The organism is Nocardia sp. NPDC058058 (assembly GCF_042885355.1).
GTDB lineage: Bacteria > Actinomycetota > Actinomycetes > Mycobacteriales > Mycobacteriaceae > Nocardia.
The window spans coordinates 892,818-905,794 of the sequence record NZ_JBHVSA010000004.1 but is presented as its reverse complement, the minus strand read 5'-3'; the positions used below and the strand labels follow the sequence as shown (position 1 = coordinate 905,794).

Sequence of the window (12,977 nt, the reverse complement as noted above, 5' to 3'; positions counted from 1 at the left end):
GCGCGGTGCGGGGCGGACTCGGCTGGAATCGGCCGTGCGGCGGCCAGCAGAATGGGCGGATGTCCGATCTTCATGTGCATTGTTTCGGTCCTTCGACCGGTCCGGTGGTGCTCGCGCTGCACGGTCTGACCGGGCATGGCAGGCGCTGGCAGGCCCTGGCCGAGCAGCAGTTGCCCGATGTGCGGATTATTGCGCCGGATCTGCGCGGACACGGGAGGTCGCCCGGCGTGCCGCCGTGGGATTTCGAAACGATCACCGCGGACCTGGTGACGCTGCTGCGGCGGGAGACGAGCGAACCCGTGGTGGTGCTCGGGCATTCGTTCGGCGCGGCGGTGGCGGTGCATCTGGCGCACGCGCATCCGGAGCTGGTGCGCGCGCTGGTGCTGTTGGATCCGGCGATCGGATTGGATCCGGATTTCATGCTGCGGATCGCGAATTCCATGCTGGAGCATCCGGATTACGCGAGCGTCGACGATGCCCGCTTCGACAAATTGGAAACCGCCTGGGCCGAAGTGGATCCGGCGATCCTGGCGGCGGAATTGGCCGAGCATCTGGTGCCGACCGGAGACGGCCGGGTGGGCTGGCGCGTGTGCGCGCCCGCGATCATCGCGTACTGGGGTCAGCTGGCCCGCGAATTCGCGCTGCCGCCCGCGGGATTGCCGACGACGGTGGTGCGGGCCATGAAGGTCGATCCGCCGTTCGTGACCGAGGCGTTCCGGGCCGCGCTGGCCGAGCGCCTGGGCGCGCGGCTGACCCTGCTCGAATTCGACTGCGATCATATGGTCGCGCAATCCCGTCCGGCCGAGACCGCCGCGCTGGTGCGCGCGGCGCTCTGACCAATCCACCGAGGGAGAGTTCATGGCCACCACCGATGCCGAGATCGAGCGGGTGCGCGCCCTGGTGGCGGCCATTCCGCCCGGCCGGGTGTCCACCTACGGCGATATCGCGGCCGCGGCGGGGCTTTCCACACCGCGCACGGTCGGCTGGATCATGCGGACCGATTCGGCGGATCTGCCGTGGCATCGGGTGCTGCGGGCGAATGGCACGCCCGCACCACATTTGGCGCATAAACAATTGCGCGAGCTGGCCGCCGAGGGCTGTCCGGTGCTCGATGACCGGGTGGACCTGCGGCGCGCCCGGCACCATTTCGACACGCCGCACTGATCTGCCGACCGCCGACAACACACCCACCGGGTTCCGCCAAACCTGATACGCGTTCCCGCACCGCGGTTACCGTTGAAATATGTCCACCCGTCTGGCATGCGTGGTGTTCGATGCGATCGAGCCCAGGAGCGTCGCCCGCTTCTGGGCCGAACTGCTGGGCTGGGAGGTGCTGGTGGACCGCCCCGGCGAGGTCGATGTCGCCGCCTCCGACCCCGATGGGCTGGATGTGGCGCTGACCTTCCTACCGGCCCGCGGCGCGAAGTCGGCGAAGAACCGCATGCACCTGGATCTGTCCAGTCGTTCGCTGGATCATCAACGGGTGCAGGTGGATCGGGCGCTATCGCTCGGCGCGCGGCAGCTCGATATCGGGCAGGGTGCGGTGCCCTGGGTGGTGCTGGCCGATCCCGAGGGCAATGAGTTCTGCGTGCTGGAGCCGCGCGAGCACTACGTGGACACCGGTGCGGTGGCGGCGATCGTGGTCGACACCGAGAATCCGCTCCGGCTGGCGGAATTCTGGTCGAAGGCGTCGGGCTGGCCGGTCACCCATGACAGTGCCCGCTACGCCGGAATACGTTCGGCCACCGGACAGGGTCCGTGGCTGGAGTTCCTACGCACGCCCGAGGCGCTGGGCGAATGCAGTCGGCTGCATCTGGATCTCATCGCTTTCCCCAGCGATGACCCCGTGGAAGAAGCCGCGCGCCTGCGCGCCGCGGGCGCCCTGCCGATCACTCCGGGCACCCCGCCGGCCAATGCACCGGCACTGGTGCTGGCCGATCCGGAAACCAACGAATTCTGTCTGCTGCAAGCGGCTTCGGGCTAAGCCGCCCCGCGTTCATAGCGGCGGCGCTCGCGCGGTGAGAGACCGCCCCAGATACCGAACCGCTGATCATGCGCCAGCGCGTAGTCCAGGCATTGCCGGCGCACCTCACACGAACCGCACACGCGTTTGGCCTCGCGGGTGGACCCGCCCTTGTCCGGAAAGAACGCCTCCGGATCGGTCTGCGTGCACAGCGCCTGCTGATGCCACGATTCCGGCTCGAATTCGTTTTTGCGAGTGATGTTTTCGAACATCGCGTCGAAATTGGTGAAAAGCATTCGCACGTCGTTCACCTCTTCATTGACGGTATCGGCAGAAATTCGCGTTCGGACCCGAGATCGCTACTCACCGGCGACGGCGGCCAGTCGAGCCTGTTCCCCGCAATGAAATACCCGGCGGGCGTGCACCGCCGCGGGTGCGTCCGACCACGGCGCGAGCGCGGTGGTGAACATGAGTTCGCACCAGGACAGCGCGGGCACCTCGCCGAGCGCGAGCGTATTGAGCAGCGACAATTCGGTGTCGGAGTCGTTCCAGGCGGCGAACAGCCATGCGGAATCGAGGCGGCCGAGAAATTCCTCGGCGTCCTCCGGCACGCCCAGCGGTGCGTCGACCGCCAGATGTACGACGGCGGCAATGGCATGGCGCATACGCGCATCCAGGCCGACTCCGTCGTGCAACAGCAATCCCTCGAGTGAATCCCGCAGTGCGCCTCCATGATCGATCCGGAAGTCGCGGCGAGCGGTAGCGGTGACGTCGAACATTATTTCCTCCCTATCGAATTGACGCTTGTCCCAAAAGCGTCACGGGCTGATTTAAAAGGCCGAAAGGTCTTGTTGTCCAGTTTTGCGGGCATCTGGGGCAAACCCCTAGCAGTACTGACACTGACCAGTGTGGGTACCCGTCGGGAACAGCACCGAAGGGGGCCTGGCACTGCACGGGCAAACATTAGGGTGTGGCCCGTTCCGGCCTTTACGGTCTGACCATGCCTTATGCGCGATCAGGTGCTGCCACGGTTCATTTCGTGAGCAGCGATATTCCCGGACCGACTCTCGTTCTCACCCATGGATTTCTGATGGACGAATCCATGTTCGAACCTATGCGCGAACCTCTGGCAGCTGCCGGAATCAATCTCGTGACAATCGACGCGCGTTGTCACGGACGTACACAGACACCCGGCGGCGAACAGTTCACCTACTGGGATATGGCCGCGGACACCCTGTCGGTGCTGGACGAATTGGGGATCGAAAAAGCGGTAATCGGCGGAATGAGCCAGGGCGGGTATATCGCGCTGCGGCTGGCACTGCTGGCGCCCGAGCGGGTGCGCGCGCTGGCGCTCATCGATACCGACGCCGAGGCCTGCGCCGGAGCCGAACTCGATTACCAGCGCACGTTTTTCGAGCGCTGGGCGAGCGCCGAGCCGATGGCACCGCTGGTCGCGGAACTGGCCCCGCAATTGATCGGCGGCACCGATCCGCGGCTGTGGCGGGCCTGGACCAGCCGCTGGTACAGCTGCGATCGGCAGACGGTGCTGCCCGCCGTGCGCTGCCTGCTGGAGCGGAACGCGCTACTGCATCGGCTATCGGAGATCGAGGCGCCCGCGTTGGTGGTCCGGGGCGGCCGGGATCCGATCAGCACCGCGCGCAAATCCGCCACCCTGGCGGCGGGGCTGGCCGGCGCCGATGGTGTGGTGACCATTCCGGGCGCGGGGCACGGTGCGGCGTGGACGCATCCGGAAGTGTTGACGCCCTTGCTGATTCGCCTGGTGCGGCGGGCAGGTGCGCGGCGCGGGAATATGCTCGCGCAGGCCCTCGCGCACCCATGGCTGCCTGGGCGCGCGGCGGCCGGAATTCACATCGCGCGATGAATTCGCCGGGCGCTATTCGTCCGGTGTGAGAGACGGATGACCGGGGTCGAGCGGGACGCCGGTATCCGCGCACCAGGTGGGAATGCCGAGGAAGATCTGGATCTGGGTCGGATAGGCCGCGGAGAAGACACTGAACAGCTGTACGTCGATGGCGCGACAGCGGCCGGTGACATCGTCCGCGAGGTGCATGACCGAATTCGGCCGCCCGTACGCGGCAATGCCGTCATCCCATATTTCCCGGAACAGTCCGAAGCGGCCCAATTCCGCCAAAAAGTCCGCCGACCAGGCGGTATCACCGGAACTGGCAATGAGGCCGCGCAGCCAATGCACGGTGAGCCGGACCTCTTCCTCCCATTCCAGCATGACTTCGCGAGCCTTGTCGTTGCTGAGATACCAGCGCAGGATATTGACATCCTCCGCGAGCCCGGGGAAGGCGCGGGCGTAACTCTGGTTGCAGGCCAGCACATTCCAGCGGGTATCGATATAGGCGGCGAGATTGGGCTCGTGCAGATCGAGTGCGCGACGCATGTCATCGGTGATTTCGGCGCGCAGTTGCTGTATCGAGGGGAATTCGCTGACGCCGAGTCCGGCCAGGTCGAGCAAGTGCCGGCGTTCCACCACCGACAGCGGGTCTATTCGGTCCAGATATCGGACCAGGGCGTCCACCACCTCGCGGGTGGGATGGCCGCGATCGCCCTTCTCCAAATGGCTGATGTAGCTGGCGCTCACGCCGGCGTTGAACGCGAGTCTTTCGCGGGAAACGCCGCGGGTGTCGCGCAGCTTGCGCAGCAGGAGGCCGAATGTCGGCGGTTTCAGCTCTTCAAAGTCTTTATTCGGTTTCACGCCCAGCACCACGCCGTTCCCTCTCCACAAACATTCAGCAAACCAACCTTCATCGATCCGGTACTCGCTGGTTCCGGACAGCGGGACCCGCTGTAACGCCTGCTGTGAACTGTGGCGAATCTCCCTCGACCCCCTCAGCTCTGGCTCCGGATACTGCCATATGCGATTGTTCAGAAGTTCAAAACATGATCATTTCTACTATGTGTCGGGACACAACGTGCAACTCGACGCACAGGAGCAATTGCTTAGCAAGCCTTGGAATCGACTGTCGAGACACCACTTCCGAGGCCCCCGGTGCGGTAGCCACTACGATCTTCAACCATGATCATCAGCCTGTCCGCGTACGCCTCGTGACAACCGTCGACGCGATTGTGCTGGCCGGTGGGCGAGCCAGCCGGATGGGCGGGGTCGATAAGCCCGCCATTGTGGTCGGCGGCCGATCGATGCTGGATGCGGCCCTTTCCGCGGTGTCGAACTGCACCCGGATCGTGGTCGTCGGACCGCATCGGCCGGAGCTGGGGCCGGAAATCCTACAGGCCCAAGAGGTCCCGGCCGGGGCCGGTCCGGTGGCCGCGATCGCGGCCGGAATGGCGATGCTCGACGGTTGCGAATTCCCGGCCGGACACATTGTGGTGCTGGCGGCGGACATGCCATTTCTCACATCCAGTGCGGTAGACGAACTACTCGCGCACGCAAGGGAATCCGGAAGTGACGCGGTATTCGCGGCCGATGAATCGGGGCGGCCGCAGTATCTGGTCGGGGTGTGGCGGCGGGCGGCGCTCGCCGAGGCGCTCAATCGTCTTGATTCCCTGGCGAATCGGCCGATGAAGGCGCTGGTGCCGATCGACACCGCCATGGTCGCGCTGGACGGGGTGCAGGACTGCGATACACCCGACGATGTGCGGGAGGCCCGCACCGGCGCGGGCCGGGCCGCCGCGCCCGTGGCCCTGGACGAAGCGCGGGAAACGCTGCGCCGGAGGATATCCCGGCTGCGGGTGCGGCAGCTGGCGGTGCGACCCGCGCGCGGAGCCGTGCTGGCCGAACCGCTGCGCGCGGTCGAGGCGCTGCCGCGCTTCGATGTCAGTGCCATGGACGGGTACGCGGTGAGCGGGGACGGGCCCTGGCGGTTGCGCCGCGATATCGGCTTCGCGGGCGGGCAGCGACCGGTGGGACTGCTACCCGGGGAGGCGGTGCGCATTGCCACCGGCGCGCATGTGCCCGACGGCACCGGCACCGTGGTGCGTGATGAATTCGTGCGCGTCGACGCCGACGGGCGACTACATCGCCTGCCGGACACGCCGATTCGCGATGATGTGCGCCGCCGCGGCGAGGATTGGCAGCCCGGGACCGAACTCGCGCCCGCCGGTACGCCGGTGCATACGGCGCTGATCTCGGTGGCGGCCAGCGCGGAAGTGCGCACGCTCGCGGTGCGCGGACCGATCCGGGCGCGAATCGTCATGACGGGCGATGAGATTCGCAGTGAGGGCCCGCTGCACACCGGACAGACCCGCGACTCCCTCGGACCCATCCTGCCCGATCTGCTCGCCTGGTACGGCATCGATACGGTGGACCGGGTTCACCTGCGGGACACCGCGAATGCCTTCGACGAGGTGTTCGCCGCCGCCGTCGATTGCGATCTGCTGGTGATCGTCGGGGCCACCGGCGGCGGCGCGGCCGATCAGCTCCGCGCCGCGCTGGATCGGGCGCAATCGCGCGTCCTGCTCAGCCGCCTGCGGCTGCGGCCCGGCGGCTCCACGGTCGCGGCCCAACTGGCTTCCGGCCCGGTCGTTCTCGGACTCCCCGGCAACCCGTATGCCGCCGTGGCAACGCTATTGGCGCTCGTACACGCGGTCGTCGAAGGGCTCACCGGCGCGATCCCGGCCCGGCCCATCATGGGGCCGCTGGCCAACGCGGCCGAAATCTCCGGCCCCGCACCGCGAATCGTTCCGGCCCGCGCCGACGCCAACGGCGGCTGGACCGGCGACCCGGGCATCCGGACCGCCCATCTGGCCGGACTCCTGGACCGCGACGGCCTCGTGATCGTCCCCGCCGACGCCGAAGACAACGCCGCGGTGGAATTCATCCCCCTTCCCCGCTGATCCGGGAGGGTTCAGCTGTTGAGGCCCAGGATGGCCATCAGGTGGCCGGGGTGGGGGCCGGTGTCGATACGGCCGGTTTGGGCGTAGACCTTGCGGCGGAGGCCGGTTACCGGGTTGCGCAGGTGCAGGGTCCAGACGTGCGGGGCGAAGGCCACGCCGCCCTCGCTCCAGGCTTGCCGGAATTTCGGGAATTCGCCGAGTTCCTGCAGGAGATCGGCGAATCCGGCGGTATCGCCGGAGCGGCCGATCAATCCGCGCAGCCAGCGGACCACCTGGCGCACATCGGATTCCCAATTCACCATGACGCGGGTCGCCAGATCATTGCCGAACAGCCAGCGGAGCATATTTCCGTCCTCGGTCACCCCGGGGAAGGTGTCATCCCAGCTGTCGTTCCAGGCGAGCACATTCGCCCGGAGGTCGATATAGGCGGCCAGGTTGGGACGATGCAGGTTCAATACCCGGCGCATATTGGCGGTGATGGCATCGCATAACTGCTCCACGGTCGGCAGATCGCCTGATCCCAGCCCCGCCAGATCGCTCAGTTGGCGATGGTCGGCGGCACTGAGCGGATCCAGCAGATCGAGATGGCGAATAAGCGCCTCCACTACTTCGCGAGTGGGGTTGCCGCGCTCACCCTTCTCCAGATGCGTTATGTAGCTGGCGCTTACGCCCGCGTTGAATGCCAGGCGTTCGCGGGAAAGTCCGCGACCGTCGCGTAAGCGGCGCAGCAGATTTCCGAAGGTGGGCGCTTCCAACTCCCGAGATTCATGTCCGCATGGCGCGTCGGCGACCACCGCAGCTCCCTTCAGCTTGCCCGGCGCATGGCATCCCGTTCGGGATGCCACCGGGTTGCCCCCTCCGGTGGATGCTCGCATGAATCGGCCGGATAACAGGTATGCGCGACTATCCCTGTTTGTATATGTCGGTGATCCTGTTGGGAATTCGGCTCAGGCCCCCAGTGCCAGCGGCGGCCGCGCGGGGGCGGATTCCGTGCCGACATCGACGCCGAGCGTAGATCGCCGCGCCCGCCTCGGATCGGGTGCGGGTACGGCCGCCAGCAGCCGGCGGGTGTACTCCTGTGCGGGGTTGCCGAAAACGTCTGCCACCGGCCCGGTTTCGACCACGCCGCCCGCCTTCAGCACGACCACGCGATCGGCGATCTGATTGATCACCGCGAGATCGTGACTGATGAACAGGCAGGCGAATCCGTATTCTTCGCGCAGATCGGTGAACAAGTCCAGCACCTGCGCCTGCACCGAGACATCCAGGGCGCTGGTGGGTTCGTCCGCCACCAGCAGCCGGGGTGCGAGCGCGAGCGCCCGGGCCAATGCGACACGCTGACGCTGTCCACCGGAGAGTTCGGCGGGACGGCGGGTGGCGTAATCACGCGGCAGCCGAACCGATTCCAGCAGCTCGCCCACCTTGGCGCGCAGTAGCGCACCGGAGGCGGCGCGATGCACCAGCAGCGGTTCGCCGATGGAATCCTCCAGCGTGCGCCGGGGATCCAGCGAGGCGGTGACATCCTGATGCACCAGGGCCACGTTCTTGCGCAACCCGCGCAGATCGCGTCTGCCCAGGCCGTTCAGCCGCACCCCCTGCAACACCACCTCGCCACCGGCGGGCGGCACCAGTCCGAGCGCGGTGCGGCCGAGAGTGCTCTTACCGGAACCGGATTCACCGACCAGCCCGATCACCTCGCGCGGCGCGACGGTCAGCGACACATCCGTCAGCGCGCGGAATTCTTTGCGCTGACGGCGATACACCACCGAGACATGCGAAAGGCGCAGCACCGGTTCCTCTTCGGGTACCGCGGCGACCGCTTCTGTGACCGGAGCGTTGTCGCGCGGCGCGGGAACCGTTCCGGGGAGCACCGGGACAGCGTCCAGCAGCGTGCGCGTGTACTCCTGCTCAGGATCGGTGAAAAGCTCCTGCACGTGCCGGGTTTCGATGACCCGACCCGAGCGCATCACCACCACGCGGTCCGCGATGGCCGCCACCACACCGAGATTGTGCGTGATGAACAGGATGGCGGTGCCGGTGCGGGCCTGCAGATCCCGGAGCAGGTCCAGGATTTCGGCCTGCACGGTGACGTCCAGGGCCGTGGTCGGCTCATCGGCGATGAGCAGATCGGGTTCGCCGGACAGTGCCAGCGCGATGACCACCCGCTGTTTCTGCCCGCCGGAGAGCTGATGCGGATACCAGTCCACGCGCTTGTCCGGCTCGGGGATGTCGACCAGGCCGAGCAGTTCGATGGCGCGAGTTCTGGCCTCCGCCTTGCCGATCGACCGGTGCGCGCGCAGCGCCTGGGCGATCTGGGTGCCGATCTTCTGCACCGGATTGAGCGCGGTCTGCGGTTCCTGGAACACCATGGCGGCGCGGGTGCCGCGCAGGGCGCGCAGGTCCGCGTCGGGGGTGCCGATGATCTCGGTGTCGCCCAGGCGAATCGAGCCCTCGGCGTGCGCACCCTCGGGCAGCAGGCCGAGCACGGCGCGCGCGGTGAGCGATTTCCCGGATCCGGATTCGCCCACCAGTGCCACCGTCTCGCCGCGGCCCACCCGCACCCGCACCACGTCGACCACGGTGCGAGTGCCGAAGCGCACCACCAGGTCCCGGATATCGAGCAGGGTCGGCTGTTCGGTCTCGTGCTCGCTCATCCGATCCTCCGGGCGCGGCCCAGGGCCTGGGCGATCAATAGGAATCCGAGGGTCAGGCCGGACACCACCAGTAGCGGTCCGATGGCGAAGGCCGGGTTGGCGTCCAGATTGGCGATGGATTCGGAAATGAGTGATCCCAGTGAGGGATCCGGCGGTCGCACGCCGATGCCGATGAAGCTCATCGCGCCTTCGACGAAGACCGCGAGCGACATGGACAGTGCCAGCTGCACCGAGAGCGGTTCGATCACATTGGGCAGCACGTGTTTCCGCAGCGTCCACCAGGTGCCCGCACCGATGACCTCGGCCGCTTCCACGAAGGGCTGCTCCCGCACGGCCAGGATGGCGGTGCGGATCTGCCTGCCGAAGATGGGCACCTCGGCGGCGATGATGACCACGATCACCGCCTGCACCCCCGGTCCGGTGATGGCGGACAGCGCGATGGCGAAGATGAGCGCCGGGAAGGCCAGGATCAGATCGAAGATGCGCTGGGTGATCACATCGGCGATAGTGTTGACGCTGGCCAGCAGTCCGGTCAGCGCGCCGAGCAGCGCACCGGCGGGCACCGCCACCAGGGCGATGAACAGGTCGATGCGAATGCCGTAGAGCACGCGCGTGAAGACATCGCGATTGACATTGTCGGTGCCGAGCCAGTGGTCGGCGCTGGGCCCGAGCAGGTTCGCGCCCGGAATCTGCTGCAGCGGATCGTATTTCGTGAGCAGTCCGGCGGCCAGACCCGCGATCGCGATGATCGCGACCAGCAGCACACCGGCCAGCCCCTGCCCCCTGCCCAACGCCTGCCATATCGGACGAGCCGAATTCGGTTCGCGCTCCGCACTTTTCACCAGCGCCTCGGCGCTTTCCACCGGATTTCCGGTGCTGTCCACCGATTCGGCGAGTGCGAGGTCGCTCATGCCCGGCCTCCGATGCGAATCCGCGGATCGAGATAGGCGTGCACCACATCGGTGGTCAGCTGGATGATCACGAATACTCCCACCGAGAACAGCAGCAGCGCCTGCACCACCGGATAGTCGCGGCGGTTGATGCCCTGTTCGATCAATTGCCCGATACCCGGCCAGGCGAAGGCCGCCTCGACCAGCACCGCACCGCCGAGCAGCTGCCCGGTCTGGATGCCGAGCACGGTCAGCAGCGTCGGCAGGGCGTTGCGCAGCGCGCCCCGGGTGACGATCCGCCGATGTGAAATCCCCAGTGCCCGTGCGGTGAGCACATACGGCTTGCGCAATTCGGTACGCAGCGATTCGGTGAGGAATCGGGTCAGCGCCGCGATCACCGGCAGCGACAGGCAGATCGAGGGCAGCAGCAGATACTGCACGGCGATATCGGGTGCGGCGATGAACCCGTCCGGCGGAATACCACCGGCGGGCAGGATCGGAATGGCGATGGCGAAGACCAGCACCAGCAACACGCCGGTCACGAACACCGGCACCGCGACGGCGACCGTATTGATCGCCGCCACAACGGCATTGAGCCAACGCCGGTCGAACAGCACCGCGGACACGCTCACCACCAGGCTGACCGTGATCGCCAGGAACAGCGAGAACGCGGTCAGCACAAGGGTATTGGTGAGCCCGCGCCCGACCAGCTCGGAGATCTGCCCGCCGATGATGTAGGACCGGCCCAGATCGCCGGTGAACACCCCGTGCAGCCAGCTCAGGTACTGCGCCGGAATGGACCGGTCCAGCCCCAGCTGATGCCGGATGCTCGCGATGGTGTCGGGGGTGGCATCGGGCCCGGCGAGGGTTTGGGCGGGATCGCCGGGCACCAGCCGCAGCAGCAGGAAGATCAGCACGGACGCGCCGAACAACACCGCTACGGCCGAAGGCACCCGGCGCAGCAGGTATGCGATCATGACAGGAACGTCTCCCGCAGATCCAGTTCGCGGCGCTTGGTCCAGCCGACATTGTGCAGTTTGCGGGTGGTGGAGCCCTGGGCGAGCCGGACGCCGATCTCGATCAGGAACAGGCCGTCCAGCAGCTGATCGCTCAGCGCCTGGTAGGCGCGCACCGCATCCGGTCCGGTGCCCTGCGGCAGCTTCCAGGCATTGTCGGCCGCGGCGACATAGGCGGGTGATTCGTAGTGCGAGGCGTTCTTGCGGGCATTGAACGGGTAGGCGCTGACCGTCAGCGTGGACGGTACGAACTGCGCCCAGGAATGGTCGGTGATCCACAGACCCGGGAACTGCGCGCCGATCAACTGCTTGACGAAGGTGGCGTATTCGGTTGGCACCAACTCGGTTTCGATGCCGATCTCGGCGAGATTGGCCTGCACGATCTGCGCGGTCGCCTCGTGGGTGGCGTAACCGGCGCTGTACGCCAGCGGCAACTTCGGCGGCTTGGGCACCCCGGAGAGCACCTGCTTGGCCTTGGTCACATCGCGCTTGAACCGGGTATTGCGGGCATCGTCGAAGGCGGGAGAGGACTTGGGCCACGGCAGATTCGTGGCATAGCCGGAGCCGCGGAACACCTCGGCGATGACCCGGTCGCGGTCGATGGCGTACGCGATGGCCTGGCGCAGTTTCGGATCGGCCAGCGCCGGATCCTGCACGTTCGCACCGACGTACATCTGGAGTTCGGCGCCCTCGTAATTGATGACGCGGTAGCCGTCCGTCTTGGCGAGGTTTTCGTTATCGCGGTAGGTGATGCCATCGGCGAAGTGGATCTGACCGGACTTGAGCGCGTTCAGCTGCGCCTGATTATCGGAGATGATGGCGAATTCCACCCGGTCCAGATACGGCCGGTCCGGCACCCGGTAGTCCGCGTTCTTCTCGAATACCAACTGCTGGTTGGGGATTCGCTGTACGAACTTGAACGGTCCGGTGCCGACGATCTTATCGCCGGTGCCGAGCTGATCGATGGATTCGCTGTCCAGGATGGGCGCGGTATCGAGCAGATCGAAGATATTGCCCAGCGGCTGCGAGAAGGTCAGCTTGATGCGGTTCGGATCGACGATGTCATATCCGGTGATGGCGGCGGCGGTGCTCTTGAGCTGCGCGGACCACTTCGGGTCCGCGTAGGTGCGCAGCGAGAACTCGACATCCTTCGCGGTGAAGGCGCGACCGGAGTGGAACTTCACATCCTTGCGCAGGTCCAGGGTGATGGACTGGCCGTCCGGTGCGAGGGTCCACTTCTCGGCCAGCAGCGGTTGCGGTTCCAGCTTGTCGTGCGGGTAGCGCACCAGGGTTTCGAAGACCAGGCCCACCACGTACGGCGTGGTACCGGTATTGGTGAGGATATTCGCGGGCACCAGATCCGCGAGCACACCGTACTTCAGCGTGCCGCCCTTGACCGGCTGGGCATTGTCATCGCCGCCACCCCTACTCTGGTTCACCGCGGAGGTGCAGGCGGCCAGTGCGCCGCCACCGAAGATGGCGAGCGCGGCAACGCCGGAATTGCGCAGGAAACGACGACGATCCAGTCCGCCGGGGGACGAATTCATGGGGAAATCCTCGAGATTTGTGGCCGCGCAGCAGGCGGCGAGGGTGCTGTGGACGCACCCGTGGGGACTTTCAGAAACAACGA

The 12,977-nt window shown here is 66.6% G+C and carries 13 protein-coding genes; 5 read left to right on the top strand and 8 right to left on the bottom strand.

What is annotated here, in order from left to right; translation table 11 throughout:
- Window positions 1-59: 59 nt before the first annotated feature.
- The 3 genes from ACFVUS_RS35275 to ACFVUS_RS35265 all read left to right on the top strand — a co-directional run bounded on the left by ACFVUS_RS35275 (window position 60) and on the right by ACFVUS_RS35265 (window position 1,984).
- Entirely contained in the window at window positions 60-836 is a 777-nt protein-coding gene (locus ACFVUS_RS35275; protein ID WP_387776754.1) for an alpha/beta fold hydrolase, read from the top strand.
- A 22-nt stretch (window positions 837-858) separates the two neighbouring features.
- Entirely contained in the window at window positions 859-1,164 is a 306-nt protein-coding gene (locus ACFVUS_RS35270) for an MGMT family protein (protein ID WP_387776751.1), read from the top strand.
- A gap of 79 nt (window positions 1,165-1,243) precedes the next feature.
- The gene (locus tag ACFVUS_RS35265; protein ID WP_387776748.1) at window positions 1,244-1,984 is read left to right on the top strand and encodes a VOC family protein; all 741 of its coding nucleotides are present in this window, start codon (window positions 1,244-1,246) and stop codon (window positions 1,982-1,984) included.
- Here ACFVUS_RS35265 and ACFVUS_RS35260 read toward each other — a convergent pair.
- On the bottom strand, window positions 1,981-2,274 hold the full coding sequence (locus ACFVUS_RS35260; RefSeq protein WP_387776745.1) for a WhiB family transcriptional regulator: 294 nt from the start codon (window positions 2,272-2,274) through the stop codon (window positions 1,981-1,983). The genes ACFVUS_RS35265 and ACFVUS_RS35260 overlap by 4 nt on opposite strands.
- A gap of 48 nt (window positions 2,275-2,322) precedes the next feature.
- On the bottom strand, window positions 2,323-2,742 hold the full coding sequence (locus ACFVUS_RS35255; protein WP_387776742.1) for a hypothetical protein: 420 nt from the start codon (window positions 2,740-2,742) through the stop codon (window positions 2,323-2,325).
- 260 nt (window positions 2,743-3,002) lie between these two features.
- Here ACFVUS_RS35255 and ACFVUS_RS35250 point away from each other — a divergent pair, with 260 nt between their 5' ends.
- Window positions 3,003-3,845, top strand: a complete 843-nt coding sequence (locus tag ACFVUS_RS35250) for an alpha/beta fold hydrolase (protein WP_387776739.1) — start codon at window positions 3,003-3,005, stop codon at window positions 3,843-3,845.
- A gap of 12 nt (window positions 3,846-3,857) precedes the next feature.
- Here ACFVUS_RS35250 and ACFVUS_RS35245 read toward each other — a convergent pair whose 3' ends face one another.
- Window positions 3,858-4,688: a helix-turn-helix transcriptional regulator gene (locus ACFVUS_RS35245; RefSeq protein ID WP_387776736.1), complete on the bottom strand. Its 831-nt coding sequence runs from the start codon at window positions 4,686-4,688 to the stop codon at window positions 3,858-3,860.
- Window positions 4,689-5,038: 350 nt separating this feature from the next.
- Here ACFVUS_RS35245 and ACFVUS_RS35240 point away from each other — a divergent pair, with 350 nt between their 5' ends.
- The gene (locus ACFVUS_RS35240) at window positions 5,039-6,787 is read left to right on the top strand and encodes an NTP transferase domain-containing protein (protein WP_387776733.1); all 1,749 of its coding nucleotides are present in this window, start codon (window positions 5,039-5,041) and stop codon (window positions 6,785-6,787) included.
- 11 nt (window positions 6,788-6,798) lie between these two features.
- On the opposite strand, the gene ACFVUS_RS35235 is transcribed toward ACFVUS_RS35240, so the two are convergent.
- From ACFVUS_RS35235 to ACFVUS_RS35215, 5 genes are all read right to left on the bottom strand, one after another.
- Complete coding sequence (locus tag ACFVUS_RS35235) at window positions 6,799-7,542, bottom strand: helix-turn-helix transcriptional regulator (protein ID WP_387776730.1); 744 nt, start codon at window positions 7,540-7,542, stop codon at window positions 6,799-6,801.
- Window positions 7,543-7,734: 192 nt separating this feature from the next.
- Entirely contained in the window at window positions 7,735-9,441 is a 1,707-nt protein-coding gene (locus tag ACFVUS_RS35230) for a dipeptide ABC transporter ATP-binding protein (protein WP_387776727.1), read from the bottom strand.
- Window positions 9,438-10,352: an ABC transporter permease gene (locus ACFVUS_RS35225; RefSeq protein WP_387776724.1), complete on the bottom strand. Its 915-nt coding sequence runs from the start codon at window positions 10,350-10,352 to the stop codon at window positions 9,438-9,440. The genes ACFVUS_RS35230 and ACFVUS_RS35225 overlap by 4 nt, the downstream gene beginning before the upstream one ends.
- Window positions 10,349-11,308 carry an ABC transporter permease gene (locus ACFVUS_RS35220; RefSeq protein WP_387776721.1) on the bottom strand — a complete coding sequence of 320 codons (960 nt, stop codon included), beginning with the start codon at window positions 11,306-11,308 and terminating at the stop codon, window positions 10,349-10,351. The genes ACFVUS_RS35225 and ACFVUS_RS35220 overlap by 4 nt, the downstream gene beginning before the upstream one ends.
- Window positions 11,305-12,894: an ABC transporter substrate-binding protein gene (locus ACFVUS_RS35215; protein ID WP_387776718.1), complete on the bottom strand. Its 1,590-nt coding sequence runs from the start codon at window positions 12,892-12,894 to the stop codon at window positions 11,305-11,307. The genes ACFVUS_RS35220 and ACFVUS_RS35215 overlap by 4 nt, the downstream gene beginning before the upstream one ends.
- Window positions 12,895-12,977 lie beyond the last annotated feature (83 nt).

Coding starts and splice junctions, on each gene's coding strand:
- ACFVUS_RS35220 (WP_387776721.1), bottom strand. CDS start 11,308: ATGATCGCATACCTGCTGCGCCGGGTGCCTTCGGCCGTAGCGGTGTTG.
- ACFVUS_RS35275 (WP_387776754.1), top strand. CDS start 60: ATGTCCGATCTTCATGTGCATTGTTTCGGTCCTTCGACCGGTCCGGTG.
- ACFVUS_RS35215 (WP_387776718.1), bottom strand. CDS start 12,894: ATGAATTCGTCCCCCGGCGGACTGGATCGTCGTCGTTTCCTGCGCAAT.
- ACFVUS_RS35270 (WP_387776751.1), top strand. CDS start 859: ATGGCCACCACCGATGCCGAGATCGAGCGGGTGCGCGCCCTGGTGGCG.
- ACFVUS_RS35230 (WP_387776727.1), bottom strand. CDS start 9,441: ATGAGCGAGCACGAGACCGAACAGCCGACCCTGCTCGATATCCGGGAC.
- ACFVUS_RS35255 (WP_387776742.1), bottom strand. CDS start 2,742: ATGTTCGACGTCACCGCTACCGCTCGCCGCGACTTCCGGATCGATCAT.
- ACFVUS_RS35225 (WP_387776724.1), bottom strand. CDS start 10,352: ATGAGCGACCTCGCACTCGCCGAATCGGTGGACAGCACCGGAAATCCG.
- ACFVUS_RS35265 (WP_387776748.1), top strand. CDS start 1,244: ATGTCCACCCGTCTGGCATGCGTGGTGTTCGATGCGATCGAGCCCAGG.